The sequence below is a fragment of the Pseudomonas segetis genome, from assembly GCF_900188155.1.
GTDB classification, from domain to species: domain Bacteria; phylum Pseudomonadota; class Gammaproteobacteria; order Pseudomonadales; family Pseudomonadaceae; genus Aquipseudomonas; species Aquipseudomonas segetis.
Genome location: NZ_FZOG01000002.1, coordinates 494,032 through 510,592 on the forward strand (window position 1 = coordinate 494,032; position 16,561 = coordinate 510,592).

The window sequence follows — 16,561 nt, forward strand, 5'->3', positions numbered from 1 at the left end:
AGAAGGAGACAGCATGGTTAGCACAACGCCTGCAGGATTGAAGATTCAGCCCAGACATATGGACTTTGACTTCCCCAATCCCCTGCCTCGCCACTGGCATAGCGGTGATGCGTTCAAGAGCCATCTGTTTGACGCCATGTCGGTGTTGTTTCCCGACGGCGAACGCTTTTTTATCGATTCGGTTCGCAACTTTCGCGAACAAATAACAGACCCGGAACTGCTGGCACAGATTCGCGGTTTCATTGGCCAGGAAGGCCACCATAGCCGCGAGCACCTGGTCTACAGCGACCGGTTGAGAGACCTGGGCTATGACGTTACGCGCATGGAAAATCGCGCCAAAAAACGTATTCATTACACGCAAAAAAAATTCTCGGCAAAACGTCAGCTAGCCGCAACCGCAGCCATGGAACACATTACTGCGATCATGGCAGACGAACTGTTGCGTAACGACAAACAAATGAAGGGCGCCCATCCGATGATGCGCCAATTGTGGCGCTGGCATGCACTGGAAGAGACCGAGCATAAGGCGGTAGCTTTCGACGTTTACAATCAGGTTGGCGGCAATAGAAAAATCCTTCACCGGGCGATGCGCATAGGCACGTTTTTTTTCATCAAGGACACATTTCTTGGCCTGGCCCACATGCTCAAAGAAGACGGCTTGCTGTGGAATTGGCGGGTCTGGCGTGACGGGTTGCGCTGGATGTGGGGCAAGGAAGGTGCGTTCCGGCCGATGATCAAAACCTATAAAGACTTCTTCAAAGAAGACTTTCATCCATGGCAGCACAACAACATTGAACTGCTGTATGCCACTCGCCTTGAGTTTGATAAGGCACAGGAGCCAGCCGCTGCCTAGCTAACCAACAATGCTCTCGGGCCAGAGCAGCGAGCAGCCAGGCCTTGCACTGTTCGCGCACTGCCCTGACAAGAGGCTTCGCTCACAATCTATAGCCAACTCATGGCTTAGGCAGTGCAATCGCCGGCCTGTAAGAACTGCAGGGCATCGGCTGCACTTTGCCAAGGAATTTCCTCCATGGGCAAGTGCCCCACGCCCGGATAAGTCTTGACTTGGATGCTTGGTAAATCACGCTGCCATAACCGCACCTGCGCTGGCGGAATCCAACGATCAACCTCGCCCCATAACAGCAAGGTAGGCACTTCAAGCCTGGCAACTGCAGCAGGTGTTTGCAGTAGCTGGGTACGGTTGGTCAACACCAGTTGCCTGAATATCTGCATCATGGCCCTACGATTTCCAGGGCGACGGCTCAGTCGATAGTAGCGTTCAACAACACTCGCCTTGATTCTTTTCCTGTCGCCATAGACTTCTTTGACCCCCTGGGCGATTAATGTCCTGGGCATCCAGATTGGCATCAATATGGTTGAGCCGGGCAATTGAGAGGCGGCGATCATCCATGGAAGTTTATCCATGGCATAGCCGGCCGGATCGATCAACACCAGTTTTTCAACACGGTTTGGTTGGCTCAGAGCAAAGTTCCAGGCCAGGTAACCTCCAAGAGAACTACCCGCGAAACTGGCCCTCTCAACATGCAGATGGTCCATCAACAAACCTAGTATCCTGAGCATGCGCTCAACCGTATAGACACCGTCCTTGCTAGGTCCCGTCAAGCCGAAACCCGGAAGATCGAAACGAATGACTCGGTAATGCGGATTGAATTCGAAAAACCAGTCATCCCATGTGTGCAGTGATGAGACCACACCGTGAATCATGATGATTACAGGCAGCTCACGGTCACCTTGATCACGATAGTGCACATTGCAACCATCGAGTTCGACAAAGGCTGAGCCACTGCCGGCCGGGGCATAGATGGATGTGAGGTCATTCAAGGTCAGGGAGCCAATCCCCATAGAGGTGAACAACCTAGTCACAGGCGAGAACAACGCGGTACCGGGCAGCGACATTGAAAGCCCCTCTATTGTTTTAGCTAGGATATGGATGCAGCCGCCGGTTGGCACTGACGCATGCCAATGAACCAGCACATACAAAGTCTTCTGGGATAACAGCACATGGAAATCTGGCGCGGAACCTTACCTAGGTGCAGCCGAAGCGCTTGGCCACCCCGAGTGCTACTGCCTGACTCGGTGGCGGTAACACCCTCGTCTTGTCGACACCTAGATCACTCCATACTTTCCTTCGGCTGACGTAAGCAGCTCCGGCACGCTAGCCTCACTTGATGAGCGCCAAAACAGAACCCGGGGTAAAACTGAAGTCCCCATGCCGATCAATCAGGTTTCTACTGGTCGTATTGCTATTGCTATGGCTAAACATCGCCGAGGCCAGGCAACTGTTTTATCTGGGACAAGCAATCCCGGACATACAGCGTCCCTGGAGCAGCGGGGATTACCAGCACTTGATAGAAGCGCTGCAACAGGTAAATAAAACCCAGGCCAATGCACTGCCCAAACGCAGCGGTGAATTTACCGGCCCCATTTATCGACGCATGGTGAGCACTGAGAATCTGCAAGCGCAATTGAATATCTACCGGCCACTAGAGTCACGCCAGCACGAGGCTCGGGAGGCATTGTTTCAACTCAAAGAATTGATGCGCCTGTACTTTGACTTCACAGCAACCAAACAGCCCTATGCGGCTGAGGCACTGGGGTTGATGAGCTACTCACTCAATCAACAAGCGGTGCTGTTTACCTTGACGACAGAGTTTTGGATGAGCCTTTCGCCTAGCGAACAGCGTAATCCCGTGCGCCTGAACGGCTTGACCGAAACCAAGGCTGGCGCTGCGTTACTGACTAAAAGCGCACTGGATTACCTAGGGCTCACCCAGCAATTCGCCCGTGCTGACCTGGTCCTGTATAGCGCAGAACTCAGCAAGCAACTGCCGAGCCTGTTTGTGCACCTTTCCAACGATACCCGCCAGCAACTGCTGCAAAGAATCAACCTTATTGCCAAGTCTCACACCTACCCGGCAGTACGCTCCAACTTTGCCTCACTACAGCCGGTGCTGGTGGCGCTTCAAGATGATATGCAAAAGCAGATCAGCGCCAGTAATCGCAGACCCGATGGACACAAGCGCAAACAACAGCTGAGTCTGGATTTATCCACATCCGACCTGCCTTTCTAGGTGCGCCTCGGGCAGTTCGCATTTCAGAGCAAGCCCAGGCTATTGGCTCGCGCGACCGCCTGGGTTCGCCGCTCAACACCCAACTTGCTGTTGATATGCCGGGCGTGGGTTTTAACGGTATGCAGCGAGATAAATAATCGTTCGCTGATTTCCTGGTTAGAGCAGCCCTTGGCAATCAACTCCAGTACCGCCCGCTCCCGGCCGCTCAATGGCTCCGTGAGGCTGGCATGGTCGCTTGAAACTTCCGGCAGAGGCTCCAAGACAGGCAACAATGCCAATAAGGCCGTGGTAACAGGGGTTGTAGTTCGCGCCACAAGTTGTTCGCGTAGCCACTTGGGCTTATGCACCAAGAGCTCGTCGAACTGTAGCAAGCCCCCGCCAACGGCCATGTCCAGTGCACTGTTAAGATGTTGCTGTGCCTCGCTCTCACGCCCACTGTGGAGTACCAGCATAGCCAGCTGCACTTGCGCAAACGAGCCAATAAATTGCCCACCGGTTGTTTGCGCACGCTGGACCAAAGCCTTCAAGCGGCGCTCAGCTTCACTGGTACGGCCTTTGATCCGCTCAAGAACGGCCAGGTGAAAGTCAATGTGCAGTGCCAATTGCGGGTGATACTCAGGCGCTGTCGCAGCCTGAGCAGTCCCGTAGGTTTCATCCAGACGCTCAAGCCATGCCTCAGCAAGGTCAACCTGACCTTGCCGCAACCACAACTCACATTTGATCAGGGTGATCATGGCCAGATAATAAACAGCTGGCACGTCCCAGATATGCATGAGTCGCTCGGCATCACTGAGCAATGCGAAAGCCTCAGACAAGTGCCCTTCACGCCCTTCCTGACTGGCTAGAACGCAGTAGCCTATCAACACGCTGATATCGCGACAGGCACGGGCTTCTTTAATCCCTGCGCGTAGATGCGAGGCGGCCTTGTGGGGCTGCATACGGAATGAAAGCAGGGTCCCTTCATACAGCGTAAGCCTGGCCCTGGCAGCATAAAAACGGTGCGTTGGGAAATCACGCAACAGCTCCAGGCCTTGACGCGTCTCAACCAAGGCCCGGCAGATTTCACCCCGCGCCTGTAGCACGCGGGCGCGATCATAGTATGCAAGCGCCTCAAAAAGCGGATTGCCAATGCGCTGGGCAAGCTCTAGTGCGTCGCGGTTGAGGCCGCGCGCACGCCATAAATCGCCCTGCACTATTGCCAGGTTCGCCAATACAGACAGACAGGTAAGCCTTGGTCCATAACGCTCATGGGATAACCCAGCCAGTGCTGCCGTGCAGAATTCGATTGCTCGCGGACTATCGCCACGCCCCCGGGCAATCACCCCACTGATCGCCAGCCACTGCGCCACCAACTCCTGTTGATCCTGGGCAGAAGGTGCAGGCAGGAAACGGCTTAGCTGCGCGGCCAGCTCCTCAGCGGCATCGAGTTGGCAGGCCAGGGCCAAAGCCCAGCTGTAAAGCAGAATCAGCCTGGAAGTACTGCTGAGCAGGTAATCGGGCAGATCCATCTTCCAGCGCAGTAAGGCCGATACATTTTGCTCCGCCAATAATTGCTCTTCTGAAAGGCTTTGCACCAGGTTTGCCGCGACATCGGGTTGGCCAGCCTGCAGGGCCTGTTCAATGGCCTCATCCAGAAGACCATGAGAGGTAAACCAACGACATGCCCGTAAATGCATATGGGCAACCTTTGTTTCCGAATCCTGCACAGGTCTTGCGCGTAACAAATCAGAAAACAGGTGATGGTAACGAAACCACTTGCCCTGCTCATCGAGTGGAACCAGGAACACCTGATGTGTCTGCAAGTAATCGAGAATACTGGCACTGTCACGGCTATCACGAATCACATCGCATAGCTCTGCGCAGAAACGATCCATGCTTGCGGTGTCATACAGGAACGCCTGAACGTCTGTGGGCTGACGCTCAATGACCTCCTCCAGCAAGTACTCGCGTATCAGCCCTTGCGCACCATGGGGTACCGCCATGACATGCTGCAAGTCAGCTAACTGCCCTGCATCGGCCGCCGCCAGCAACCATAGGCGCAGACCCGCAATCCACCCCTCGCTGCGAACACATAGTTCGGCCAGAGCTTCAGCCGGCAAGCTTGCGCCTTGGCGGCCCAACAGCTGGCTTATTTCATCCTGCGTAAGGCGCAAGTCCTGTTCGTTGAGCTCAAGTAACTGCTGGGATAAGCGCAGCCGGGCAAGGTGCCAGTCAGGACGCTGGCGACTCGTTACCAAGAGCAACATCCCACTCGGCAGATGATTCAGCAGAAATTGCAGGCAGCGATCAAGAACTGCTCCCTGGGCCAGATGATAATCATCCAGCACCAGCAATAAAGGCTGCCGTGGGTCCAGTGCTTGGCTCAAGTCATCAAGAAAGGCATCGAGCCACTCTTCGAATGCAAAGGGCTGATGACGCTGGCGCATCTTCAACAAACCGAGCGCCTCATCTCCAACACTGGGGTAATGTTGCTGTAGCCCCAGTAGCAGGCGCTCAAGACACTTGCCTGGGTCACTGTCCCGCTCACTCAGGCCCAGCCACAGGTTTTGCCAATTACTCGGCAGCTGTTCGCAAAACTCGATGGCCAGGGAGCTTTTCCCAAAACCGGCAGGTGCCGACACAAGCAATAGACGACCTTGCAATCCATGCTGCAATCGCTGGCAAAGGCGGGACCGGGGAATATGCCCCTCAGGCAGCGGTGGCCTGTAGAAACGTAATTCCCCCTGGGCGGTGATCCGCGAGGTGCCGGGCAGGTTGGATAAATCGGTCATTTGCCAGTTCTTGGATTAGTTGGGAGAGCAATCTACATGACTTAATCCCAGACTAACGTTTAGATCAAGCCATTTGAAGCCCTCAGGTGTTACCACACATATAAGCCCGCCTTGCAACCGCAAAATCCTACGCAGTCCAAGACCCAGGCAATTTATAGCGCCAGATGGTATTCCAATGCGCCGTTATGACTCTTGCAGTATTAAGACGGCAATAAAAAAACCGGCACTAGGCCGGTTTTTCTAACAGCAACTGAATACGCTTAGCGTACGCCAGCCTGACGCAGTGCAGCTGGAGTGAAATCACTCTCAGTGGCCTTGAAGTTGAAGTCGTAAGCTTGTTTCTCTTCGTTCTTCATGCCCAGAGCCAAATAACGGCCCGACAACAGGTCATACAGGGTTTCCACGGTGTACCACGGCACCTGATAGTTGTAGTAGTACTGCGAATGCGCTTCCGCTACACGCCACAGGGTGCCACGGCCATCGTAATGGTCGATTTCAGCCGCTTGCCAGGTATCTTCATCAATGAAGAAGTCACGCTTGGCGTAGATATGGCGCTCGCCTTTTTTCAGGGTTGCAGTCACATGCCATACGCGGTGTAGCTCGTAGCGGGTCAAGTCCTGATTGATGTGGCCTGGCTTGAGGATTTCCGAATACTTCAGCTTTGGAGAGTCCAGGTCATAGCTGTTGTAAGGGATGTACTTCTCTTCCTTGCCCACCAACTTCCAGTCATAACGATCTGGAGCACCGTTATACAGGTCGTAGTTGTCCGAGGTACGCAGGCCGTCTGATGCGGTACCTGGACCGTCATAGGATACCTGTGGCGCACGACGCACACGACGCTGACCGGCGTTGTAGAGCCAGGCCAAACGAGGCTCTTTCACCTGGTTAAGCGTTTCGTGTACCAGCAATACGTTACCTGCCAGACGCGATGGTGCTGTTACCCGTTGCTTGAAGTAGAACAGTACGTTGCTTTCTTTGCTCGGGTCGAAGTCAGTCAAGGAGTTACGGAAGGTAAACTCATCCTGGAAATACACCAGTGAGTAGGAACCATTTGGCTGCGGCGTGGCTTGTGCCACCACTCGCTTGATGCTGCCACCACGGTAGCGGGTGATGTGGTTCCAGATAACTTCCAGGCCATCCTTGGGGATTGGGAAAGGGTTGGCGGTGTCGAAGTTTTCCATGCCGTTACCACCCTCGATCAACTTGGTGTTGAGGGCATTTTTCTTGGTCGCCTCGATAATCTTGGCGGGCACGGTTGCCGAACGATGCGTGGTGTAGACCGGCATCTTGTAGGTGGTTGGATAACGCTTGAACATCGCAATCTGACCTGGGGTCAGGTTAGCTTTGTACTGCTCCATGTTTTCCGCAGTGATGGTGAACAATGGCTTTTCGTTGGCGTACGGATTGGACAGGAACCCGCCTGAGTCAACCGTACCGGCGTTGGTTGGCAAGCCTCCAGTCCAGGCAGGAATGGTGCCAGCGGCGTTACCCGCCATTTCAGCACCAATTGGAGTCAAGCTAGTTCCCAGCTTGGCGGCTTCTTCAGCAGAAACAGCAGCCAGTACGCTGGTGGAAAGTAAACTCAAGGCAAAAATCATTGCACTCGATTTGAGCAGACTTCTTGTTGTTTTCATAAATACAGTCTCTTCCTTTAAATCTGGATGCCTTAGAAGTTCATACCGAAACTAAGCGCAGCAAAGTCGCGATCCGACTGAGTGCTGTAGTCGCCGCCGAAGAAGTTGGTATACGACAGGCTTGCGGTGTAGGTGTTCTGGTACTCGGCATCAAGTCCCAGGCTTATACCTTTGCGGCCCTCTTCGAAGTTGGCGCCAGGGCCTGGGGAATAACCATCAACGTCATGCGACCAGGAAACGCTTGGCTTGAGGTTGACCCCTGCCATGGCGTCCGGGTATTCCCAGATTGCCCGAGCACGATAACCCCAGGAATCAGCAGTGGTGAAACCATCGTTGTTGCAATAACGGCTGACGTTCTTGGCAGTCGGGCTGCCCAAAGTACCAGCGTTCAGTGCCTCACAAGACGGAGCGCCACCAATCTGGCCCGGCAAAGCACCTGGACCGAAGACAGGGTCACGGCCATAGCGGACGTCACTAGTGCTTTCAAGACCGCCTACATGGGTCCAGCCAATTTCACCCACCAAGGTGAGTCGGCTAGCGCCCATCACCTGATCGATAAAGTGAGTGAAGGTGGTTTGCAGTTGGGTGATTTCTTTACGGCGATAACCTGACAAGTCCTGGCCTGCCTGACCGTCCAGCAACGAAGCGTTGTCGTATACCGCGTTGCCGCCAATGCTGATCGGGTTCAAGCCGGCATACAGGATATCGGTGGTATTAAGCTGAACGGGCGCATTCGGCCGGTAGCTCACTTCACCACTCCAGGCGGTACCGGTAGGCAAGGTGGTCGAGAAGCTCAAGCCATACAGGCGAATATCTTCAGGGTATTCGATGTAGTAGCTACCGTTGCCCGCAGTGGCGGCTGCCGCCAGGCGTGCAGCAGTTGAGGCCCCGACCAAGCCAGCAGCGCCAGTTGCCACCGAGTTGATAGTATTGGTTGCGTCTACCGAAGCCCCCTTGCCACTGAAAATCGGCAGACGGCTGTGGTAGTTCATGAAATAAGCGCCGAACTCGGTGTCGAGCTGGTCGGCGAAGTAACGGAACGCCACACCGAACTGGCCACTGTCCCTGGCGTCACGGTCGCCATCACGCTTCACAACGAGGCCTTCATCCCAAGGCGATGGAGTGACGCCCAAGCCAGCACCACCGAGGATGCTGTTGATCAGATTGACCGCAGCCGGGTCATTGGAGAGCACGGCCAGGTTTTGATCACAACCATCGGCGACTACGTCAGGCTGGGAAAAGAAGGTGCCGCAGTTATCGACAACAGTCTGGTCCCACTCCAGCTGATAGAACGCCTCCATCGAGAGGTTGTCGGTCAGACTCTGGGAAACGTAGAACATATTGACGGGGATCAGGCCTTCCTTGATCTCCGCACCTGGGCGTCGGAAAGCGGAAACGTCAACCGGGTTGATCGAGTTGATCGAGTTCTGGATGAAGGTACTTTCACCCCAGCTGACCACCTGCTTACCCAAACGCACGGTGCCCGGCTGATTGCCGATGGCATAGTTGTGATAAACGAAGGCGTCGAGGATTTCAGCACCCGATGCCTGCGCCGCGGTTTTACGGTTGTGATCGTCGATGTCTTTGAATAGACGGTCTTCATCCTTCAGTTCGAAGTCATACCAATACTTGCCACGCACGAATACGCCGGTATCGCCATACTTCAATTCAAGGTCGTGAATACCCTTGAATATCTTCGAGAATGTCTCGCCGCTCTTGAAGTTAAGACGCGAATCGTCAGAGGTTTGCGAGAGGCCCCGACCGCCGTTATTGACGCCGATCAGGTCTTTGTCAGGGCTTTCGGTAGACCAACTGGCACCCACGGAAAGTGATGAGTCGAATTGACCCTCAATTTCACCGATGTTGAAGGTCACACCAAATGCAGGTGTTGCAAGAGTAGAGGCGAGGCCGACTGCCAAAGGCAATTTCGCCAAACGCCACTGTGGACTTATTTTTATTGTCATCGACACAACTCCATGGTGTTTTATTTTTATTTATGGCTCGACTATATCCAGCAGGTAGTACGGATAGATCCCTCGAAAGTGTGATTTGTAGATCAGCAACCACTCTGGCTCAACGGTTTCAATGTCCATGACAATGTGCCGTCAGAGCAAGAATGGCTGTAAAACAGCAATTAGCAAGCCAAACGCTTGTTTGACTGATCAGTCACATTCAATCCTTCGACTGACACTGGCTAAAGCGTCGACAAAAACTCACTTCCGGCCTCCTGCCATTGAGCGATATCCACGCGAATTCGTTTCTTATCCAGCTTGCCGACACTGGTCTTGGGAATTTCAGTAACAAGCGCAATTTGCGTTGGGATTGCCCACTTATTTATGTGGCCTTGCTCAACATAGGGTTTGAGATGTTCCTTGAGCCCCTTGGCATCCAACTGCTGGCCTTCATGCAACACCAACAATGCAAAGGGCCGCTCTCCCCACTGCGGATCAGCCACGCCCACCACGGCCACTTCACGCACTGCGCTACAGCGGCTGATGAGGTCTTCTAGCGCCAGTGAAGACAACCACTCGCCGCCGGTTTTAATCACATCCTTGATGCGGTCGCGGATATCAATAACCCCCATGCCATCGATAGTGGCAACGTCCCCGGTGTGCATCCAGCCGTGCTCCCACAACTCCTCCCCCTTCTCCGGCTCACGGAAATAACCTTGGGTCAGCCAGGGTGAGCGCAACACCAGCTCGCCCTGGGTTTCGCCATCAGATGGGAGAATCTTGCCTGCGCCATCCATGATGACCGCTTCCACCATGGGCACTGGAACGCCGGCCTTGATACGGTAGGTGATGCGCTCGTCTTCGCTGCCCGCTTGCAATTCGGCATTGAGATAGCCGCAGGAAATCAGCGGGCAGGTCTCCGACATACCGTATGCAGCAGTCAACTGGATACCTGTCGCTTTGGCAGCATCATAGACCGCGCGATTGAGCGAACTGCCGCCGATGATCATCTTCATACCGCCAAAATCATGGCCCTTGGCGCCAGGACTGTTGAGCAGCATTTGCAAAATGGTCGGAACACAGTGGGAGAAGGTGACCTTTTCCTCACGAATCAACTTGCACAACAACTCAGGTTCGTAACGACCTGGGTAAACCTGCTTGATCCCGAGCATGGTCGCCACATAGGGAATACCCCATGCGTGTACGTGAAACATCGGGGTGATGGGCATGTACACATCACTGTTACCGAGCAGGCGGATACTGTCGAGGGAGCCAACCGTGGTGCCCAATGCCAGGGTGTGCAGCACCAGTTGGCGGTGGGTGAAGTACACCCCTTTTGGATTCCCCGTGGTGCCCGTCGTATAGAAGGTGGTCGCCACCGAGTTTTCATCAAAGTCGGCAAAATCGTAATGCGCGCTGGCGTTGGCGAGCAATTGCTCGTATTCACCGACACAACCAGGAAGATTGGAGGTTTTAGTCTCGGTATCCGTCAGCAACAGCGTCTTTTCAACCGTAGTGAGCTGACTTGCCAGGCCGTTATAAAGCTCGACGAACTCGGTATTGACCAGAACAAACTTATCCTCGGCGTGGTTCATGGTGTAGAGGATTTGCTCGGCGGACAGGCGGATATTAATGGTATGCAGTACAGCCCCGATCATCGGCACCGCAAACATGCATTCCAGGTAACGATGGCTGTCCCAATCCATCACCGCGACCGTATCACCGGCCTTGACCCCGGCCTCGCTCAGCACATTGGCAAGGCGTGCGATACGTTCGTTGAGTGTCTTGTAGTCGTAGCGAAACTTGTCGCGATAAACGATTTCTCGGGTCTTCTCATAGCGACCGCCTGAAAGCAACAAGCGCTTGATCAATAACGGCGATTGATGAGCGTTAGCCGCGGGGGGAATTATCCGGGTTTGCAACATTTGGCACCTGTCTACAGTCGGTCGTTAAAGTTGATACGACTCTAGATACCTGCTGCTGGCAGCAAATCAGCCAAAAGAATGATTTGCGACGTGACTCTTTGGTCGATATTGGTCACCGGATACAATCCTTCCACAAACCGGTCACTATTAGTCACCGAAACAGCTTGCAGTTCTTACATTAGAGGTAACCACCATGCCTGACATCGTTATCGTGAGCGGCGCTCGCACCCCAATGGGCGGCTTTCAGGGCAGCCTGGCGAGTATTAGTGCGGTCGAACTTGGCGCAACCGCTATTCGTGAAGCGGTCAACCGTGCGGGCATTGCCCCGGCCGATGTGGAAGAAGTGATCATGGGTTGCGTGCTCCCTGCCGGTCTCAAGCAAGGCCCTGCCCGCCAAGCATCGTTGAATGCCGGGCTGCCGAGTGCAACCGGCTGCACCACTATCAACAAGCTCTGTGGCTCGGGCATGAAGGCAGTGATGCTCGCCCATGACTTGCTCAAAGCGGGTACGAATAAAGTCATGGTCGCTGGCGGAATGGAGAGCATGTCCAACGCACCCTATGTCCTTGAAAAAGCCCGCAACGGCTTGCGCATGGGCCACGGGGAGATCAAGGACCATATGTTCCTCGATGGACTGGAAGATGCAACCACGGGCCGGCTGATGGGTTCTTTTGCCCAGGAAACCGCAGATACCCACGCCATTACCCGTGAAGAAATGGATGCCTACGCCATTGAGTCGCTCAAGCGCGCCCAGGCGGCCATCAATAATGGCTCGCTCGATGCAGAAATAGTCCCGGTGACCGTCAGCAGCCGCAAAGGCGATATCGTGGTAAAAGATGATGAGCAGCCGCATAACGCCAACCTGGATAAGATCCCCGGCCTGCGTCCTGCATTCAGAAAAGACGGCACCATCACCGCCGCCAATGCCAGTTCCATCTCCGACGGAGCCTCTGCACTGGTCATGATGACGGCGGAAGAAGCAGCCGGGCGTGGCCTCAAGCCGCTGGCTAAAATCGTCGGCCATGCCACGCAAAGCCAAGCGCCAAGCGAGTTCACCCTGGCGCCGGTTGGTGCAATGACCAACCTGTTCAATAAAACCGGCTGGACCAAGGATCAGGTTGACCTGTTTGAGATCAACGAAGCCTTTGCCATGGTCACCATGCTGGCAATGCGTGAACACAATCTCGATCACGCCAAGGTCAATATCTATGGCGGTGCTTGCGCCCAGGGCCATCCCGTGGGTTCTACCGGTTCGCGGATTATCCTGACACTGATCAATGCACTGAAGAACACGGGCGGCAAGCGTGGCGTTGCGGCACTCTGTATTGGTGGTGGCGAGGCCACGGCTGTTGCGGTTGAACTGCTGTAACCCCAATCGCAGCCAGGTGGACAGTGCTGTGCTGTCTACCTGGCAATAAACGCAATCCAACTGTCCGCAACAGGCCAATACGCCTGTGCAACCAGCCTCTCAGCTGGGCTGGCTAGCACCTAGCGCAGCGAAGTAAACGCCAGCTTGATTCCCAGGCCCACCAGAACCACGCCCATCAGGCGGTCAAACCAGTGCCCCAATCGGGCGAAGCCGGCCCGCACAAGCTGCTGGCTGAAAAGCATGGCCACCAAACAGAACCATAATGCAGTTGCAGCCGCCAGGTACACGCCGTAGCCAGCCTGCACCAGCAGCGGTGTATGCGGGTTGATCACGACGGTAAACAGCGACAGGAAGAACAAGGTGGCTTTCGGGTTGAGTCCGTTGGTCACAAACCCTGTTACGAAGGCACCGCGCGCGCTGCGCTCACCAGCCGGTTTATCCAGATCGAGGCTCGCCGGATCTGCCGGTTTAGCACGCAGTGCCTTGATGCCGATATACAGCAGATAAGCTGCCGCCAGCCACTTCAAGGCGTTAAAGAGTACGATCGATTGCGATACGATCAGGCCAATGCCGAGCAATGAATAAGCTACGTGGACAAAAATACCAACGCCCACACCCAAGGCAGTGTAAATCCCTGCTCGCCGCCCAAAGCCAACGCTCTCGCGCACAACAATTGCAAAATCCGGCCCCGGGCTGGCAACGGCCAGTAGATGAATCAGTGCTACGGTAAAAAACTCGGCCCAATACATGGCAGTCTTAGTTCCCATGAGTCTGTTAATCTCGCAAGACTACGCCCTTTCCACCCGCCAGATAAAGGTATAGCTGATGAGCAACAGTCACCTCGCAGTATTTCTCGACCACAGTTCTCTTGACCTCGGTGACCTCGATATGGCGCCTTTGCAACAGGCCTTTGGCGAGCTCCGCGTGCATGATCGCACTACGCCGCAACAGATCATTGAACGCTTGCAGGGTGCCCAGGTCGCCATCATCAACAAGACCGTCATCAACGCTGAAACATTGGCTGCCTGCCCTGACCTCAAGTTAATTCTGATCTCTGCCACCGGTACCAATAACGTCGACCTGAAGGCCGCGCGCGAGCACGGAGTCACCGTGTGCAACTGCCAAGGCTACGGCACGCCTTCAGTCGCGCAACACGCCCTGATGCTCTTACTGGCCATGGCGACTCGACTTCCCGACTATCAACGCGATGTTGCGGCAGGCCTGTGGCAGAAATCTTCACAGTTCTGCCTGCTGGACTATCCGATCGTCGAACTCGAAGGCAAGACCCTTGGCGTACTCGGCCACGGCGAACTGGGCGGTGCCGTGGCCAAACTGGCAGAGGCCTTTGGCATGCGTATTCTGATTGGGCAGATTCCTGGTCGCCCGGCCCGCCCTGATCGCCTGCCACTGGCCGAACTGCTGCCCCAGGTTGATGCGCTGACCCTGCACTGCCCGCTCAATGCCGATACTGAAAACATGCTCGGCGCCGAACAACTCAAATTGATGAAGCCAACCGCTTATATCATCAACACCGCACGTGGCGGCCTGATCAATGAACAAGCCCTGGCTGACACCTTGCGCAGCGGTCACCTGGGTGGCGCGGCCACCGATGTCCTGACCCAGGAGCCGCCCAGCGGCGATAACCCATTACTGGCAGGAGACATTCCACGCCTGATTATCACCCCGCACAGCGCCTGGGGCAGCATAGAGGCACGCCAGCGTATCGTGGTACAGATGGCAGAAAATGCTCAGGCATTTTTCAGCGGTGCAGCGCGACGCGTAGTCAGCTAAGCTGCGCGCCTTTTACACCGAGGAGCGACCATGGACCCGCGAAGTGAAGTATTGCTGCGACAGGCACAATTGTTTGCTGGCCCACTGCTCTTGGCGGGACTGCCCAGCGATGACCTGCTCGGGCATTTACCCAATGCCCGGAGTTGGAGTTGGCACGCAGGTGACCATGGTTTGCTTGAATCACGTTTTGCCGGGCGCAATCACTTTGGCGTCACCCCTGCGCCAGTAGCAGCACCAGCAGCGGTGCTGTTCCTGCCCAAATCCCGTGACCTAACCGAATACCTGCTCAGTGCCCTGGCGGCTCAACTGGCTGGCGGCGATTTATTTCTGGTCGGCGAAAAGCGTGCCGGCATTGAACGCGCAGCCAAGCAAATGGCGGCGTTCGGCAAACCACGAAAACTCGACAGCGCGCGTCATTGCCAGCTCTGGCAAGTCCGAGTCGATAACGTGCCACCCGCCCCCGACCTGGAGGCACTGGCGCAGTACTACAGCCTGCAACTGGCAGATGGCCCATTAACAGTCGTCAGCTTGCCCGGCGTGTTCAGCCACGGCCGCCTGGATGTGGGCAGCCAGTTGCTACTCCAACACCTGGATGGCCTGCAACCGGGGCATATGCTCGATTTTGGCTGTGGCGCCGGGGTACTCGGCTCAGCCCTGAAACGCCGTTATCCAGACAGCCGGATCAGCATGCTGGATGTCGATGCCTTTGCCGTTGCCAGTAGCCGCCTGACCCTGGCGCACAACAACCTGGAGGCCGAGGTTATTTGCGGCGACGGAATCGATGCCGCCCCCCTTGGGTTGAGCACCATCCTCAGTAATCCGCCATTTCACCAAGGTGTGCACACCCATTACCAGGCCAGTGAAAACCTGCTGCGCCAGGCTGCCAGACACCTTGACGCCAATGGTCAGCTACGCCTGGTCGCGAACAGTTTCCTGAAGTACCCACCCCTGATCGAACAACACCTGGGCGCTTGCACAATCCTGGATGAAGCCAAGGGGTTTCGTATCTACGACGCACGAAAAAAATGACGCGCGGCCTCCCCGAGGCCCATCCATTGCCAGTTGTGAATCGGCTTTACGAGCGACAGAAACAGCTCCGCTAAAGTCGGGCACGCCAAACCGATAGGTCCCATAAGCGTCTTTAGCAGTGCTTCGGCAGGCGCCGTTGTTTTTCACATCCTTCTCTGGCAGAATCCCCGCCGTCCTAGGGGAGTAGTCTCCCGCAAGCCCTGCCCAGCAGCGCGTTTGCCCGGCGCTCGTCAACATACTTGGCCAACAGGCCATGGCGAGTGCGACCCAGGCCCAAGCGGCCAGCGGTTTGACAAGACCTATGACACGCACACCTTACCCGGGGCGGGGAGGTCGTACGTGTCATAGCCGTTTTGACCCGCCCCTTAGGAAGCTTGATGCTTGAATCCCTAACCGTACCTACCCTGATCGTCGCCCTGGCTGAAATCGGCGATAAGACACAACTGCTCGCGCTATTGCTGGCGGCACGTTTTCGTAAACCCTGGCCAATTATCGCAGGCATCATAGTCGCCACCCTGGCCAATCACTTTGTCGCCGGAGCCGTAGGCAACTGGGTGGCCGGGCTTTTCTCCCCCGCGACGCTCAGTTGGGTGCTTACCATCTCGTTTATCGCCGTAGCCTTGTGGACCCTGGTGCCGGACAAGCTCGATGACGACGAAGCCTCTAGCCTCAAGCGCTATGGTCCTTTCCTGACGACCCTGATCGCTTTTTTCCTGGCCGAAATGGGTGACAAGACCCAAGTCGCGACCGTGATGCTGGCAGCGCAGTACCCTCATTTGATCCTGGTGGTGATCGGCACCACATTGGGCATGTTGGTGGCTAACGTACCCGTGGTATTGGTGGGTAACTTTGCCGCTGAACGCCTGCCTCTGACCTTGATTCGTCGCCTGGCGGCAAGCGCCTTTGCGGTTCTGGCGCTGTACGCGGCCTACCAGGCACTGAAACTCAGCGGCTATCTATAAATCGCAATAGATCCGGGTGGTGCAGCTACCGAAGAC

General features: G+C 55.5%; 12 protein-coding genes and 1 riboswitch. Of the genes, 6 read left to right on the forward strand and 6 right to left on the reverse strand.

Going from position 1 to position 16,561, the window contains the following annotated elements; translation table 11 throughout:
• Positions 1-13 precede the first annotated feature (13 nt).
• Positions 14-853 carry a metal-dependent hydrolase gene (locus tag CHB79_RS08130; RefSeq protein ID WP_010486349.1) on the forward strand — a complete coding sequence of 280 codons (840 nt, stop codon included), beginning with the start codon at positions 14-16 and terminating at the stop codon, positions 851-853.
• Between the two features lie 107 nt (positions 854-960).
• Here CHB79_RS08130 and CHB79_RS08135 read toward each other — a convergent pair whose 3' ends face one another.
• Complete coding sequence (locus CHB79_RS08135; protein WP_089359522.1) at positions 961-1,917, reverse strand: alpha/beta fold hydrolase; 957 nt, start codon at positions 1,915-1,917, stop codon at positions 961-963.
• Between the two features lie 272 nt (positions 1,918-2,189).
• Here CHB79_RS08135 and CHB79_RS08140 point away from each other — a divergent pair, with 272 nt between their 5' ends.
• Positions 2,190-3,092, forward strand: coding sequence for a hypothetical protein (locus CHB79_RS08140; RefSeq protein WP_245851393.1), 903 nt, complete (start codon positions 2,190-2,192; stop codon positions 3,090-3,092).
• A gap of 23 nt (positions 3,093-3,115) precedes the next feature.
• Here CHB79_RS08140 and CHB79_RS08145 read toward each other — a convergent pair whose 3' ends face one another.
• The 4 genes from CHB79_RS08145 to CHB79_RS08160 form a co-directional block, all read right to left on the reverse strand.
• Positions 3,116-5,863 (reverse strand): winged helix-turn-helix domain-containing protein, encoded by a 2,748-nt coding sequence (locus CHB79_RS08145; protein WP_089359523.1) that lies wholly within the window; start codon positions 5,861-5,863, stop codon positions 3,116-3,118.
• Positions 5,864-6,123: 260 nt separating this feature from the next.
• Positions 6,124-7,497, reverse strand: a complete 1,374-nt coding sequence (locus tag CHB79_RS08150) for a DUF1329 domain-containing protein (RefSeq protein ID WP_089359524.1) — start codon at positions 7,495-7,497, stop codon at positions 6,124-6,126.
• Between the two features lie 32 nt (positions 7,498-7,529).
• The gene (locus CHB79_RS08155; protein ID WP_010486340.1) at positions 7,530-9,461 is read right to left on the reverse strand and encodes a DUF1302 domain-containing protein; all 1,932 of its coding nucleotides are present in this window, start codon (positions 9,459-9,461) and stop codon (positions 7,530-7,532) included.
• A 230-nt stretch (positions 9,462-9,691) separates the two neighbouring features.
• Positions 9,692-11,374 carry a fatty acid--CoA ligase gene (locus CHB79_RS08160; protein WP_089359525.1) on the reverse strand — a complete coding sequence of 561 codons (1,683 nt, stop codon included), beginning with the start codon at positions 11,372-11,374 and terminating at the stop codon, positions 9,692-9,694.
• A 193-nt stretch (positions 11,375-11,567) separates the two neighbouring features.
• Here CHB79_RS08160 and CHB79_RS08165 point away from each other — a divergent pair, with 193 nt between their 5' ends.
• Positions 11,568-12,743 (forward strand): acetyl-CoA C-acyltransferase, encoded by a 1,176-nt coding sequence (locus tag CHB79_RS08165; protein WP_010486336.1) that lies wholly within the window; start codon positions 11,568-11,570, stop codon positions 12,741-12,743.
• Positions 12,744-12,862: 119 nt separating this feature from the next.
• Here CHB79_RS08165 and CHB79_RS08170 read toward each other — a convergent pair whose 3' ends face one another.
• The gene (locus CHB79_RS08170) at positions 12,863-13,492 is read right to left on the reverse strand and encodes a LysE family translocator (protein WP_089359526.1); all 630 of its coding nucleotides are present in this window, start codon (positions 13,490-13,492) and stop codon (positions 12,863-12,865) included.
• A 76-nt stretch (positions 13,493-13,568) separates the two neighbouring features.
• Here CHB79_RS08170 and CHB79_RS08175 point away from each other — a divergent pair, with 76 nt between their 5' ends.
• The 3 genes from CHB79_RS08175 (at position 13,569) to CHB79_RS08185 (ending at position 16,525) form a co-directional block, all read left to right on the forward strand.
• On the forward strand, positions 13,569-14,534 hold the full coding sequence (locus CHB79_RS08175) for a 2-hydroxyacid dehydrogenase (RefSeq protein WP_089359527.1): 966 nt from the start codon (positions 13,569-13,571) through the stop codon (positions 14,532-14,534).
• A gap of 30 nt (positions 14,535-14,564) precedes the next feature.
• The gene (locus tag CHB79_RS08180; protein ID WP_089359528.1) at positions 14,565-15,563 is read left to right on the forward strand and encodes a methyltransferase; all 999 of its coding nucleotides are present in this window, start codon (positions 14,565-14,567) and stop codon (positions 15,561-15,563) included.
• A gap of 166 nt (positions 15,564-15,729) precedes the next feature.
• Positions 15,730-15,926, forward strand: a riboswitch (yybP-ykoY riboswitch).
• Positions 15,927-15,940: 14 nt separating this feature from the next.
• On the forward strand, positions 15,941-16,525 hold the full coding sequence (locus CHB79_RS08185; protein WP_089359529.1) for a TMEM165/GDT1 family protein: 585 nt from the start codon (positions 15,941-15,943) through the stop codon (positions 16,523-16,525).
• Positions 16,526-16,561: the final 36 nt, after the last annotated feature.

Bases quoted from the DNA above. Each gene is read 5' to 3' on its own strand.
- CHB79_RS08165 (WP_010486336.1), top strand. From the start codon at position 11,568: ATGCCTGACATCGTTATCGTGAGCGGCGCTCGCACCCCAATGGGCGGC.
- CHB79_RS08180 (WP_089359528.1), top strand. From the start codon at position 14,565: ATGGACCCGCGAAGTGAAGTATTGCTGCGACAGGCACAATTGTTTGCT.
- CHB79_RS08155 (WP_010486340.1), bottom strand. From the start codon at position 9,461: ATGACAATAAAAATAAGTCCACAGTGGCGTTTGGCGAAATTGCCTTTG.
- CHB79_RS08145 (WP_089359523.1), bottom strand. From the start codon at position 5,863: ATGACCGATTTATCCAACCTGCCCGGCACCTCGCGGATCACCGCCCAG.
- CHB79_RS08140 (WP_245851393.1), top strand. From the start codon at position 2,190: ATGAGCGCCAAAACAGAACCCGGGGTAAAACTGAAGTCCCCATGCCGA.
- CHB79_RS08170 (WP_089359526.1), bottom strand. From the start codon at position 13,492: ATGTATTGGGCCGAGTTTTTTACCGTAGCACTGATTCATCTACTGGCC.
- CHB79_RS08175 (WP_089359527.1), top strand. From the start codon at position 13,569: ATGAGCAACAGTCACCTCGCAGTATTTCTCGACCACAGTTCTCTTGAC.
- CHB79_RS08135 (WP_089359522.1), bottom strand. From the start codon at position 1,917: ATGTCGCTGCCCGGTACCGCGTTGTTCTCGCCTGTGACTAGGTTGTTC.
- CHB79_RS08130 (WP_010486349.1), top strand. From the start codon at position 14: ATGGTTAGCACAACGCCTGCAGGATTGAAGATTCAGCCCAGACATATG.
- CHB79_RS08150 (WP_089359524.1), bottom strand. From the start codon at position 7,497: ATGAAAACAACAAGAAGTCTGCTCAAATCGAGTGCAATGATTTTTGCC.
- CHB79_RS08185 (WP_089359529.1), top strand. From the start codon at position 15,941: ATGCTTGAATCCCTAACCGTACCTACCCTGATCGTCGCCCTGGCTGAA.
- CHB79_RS08160 (WP_089359525.1), bottom strand. From the start codon at position 11,374: ATGTTGCAAACCCGGATAATTCCCCCCGCGGCTAACGCTCATCAATCG.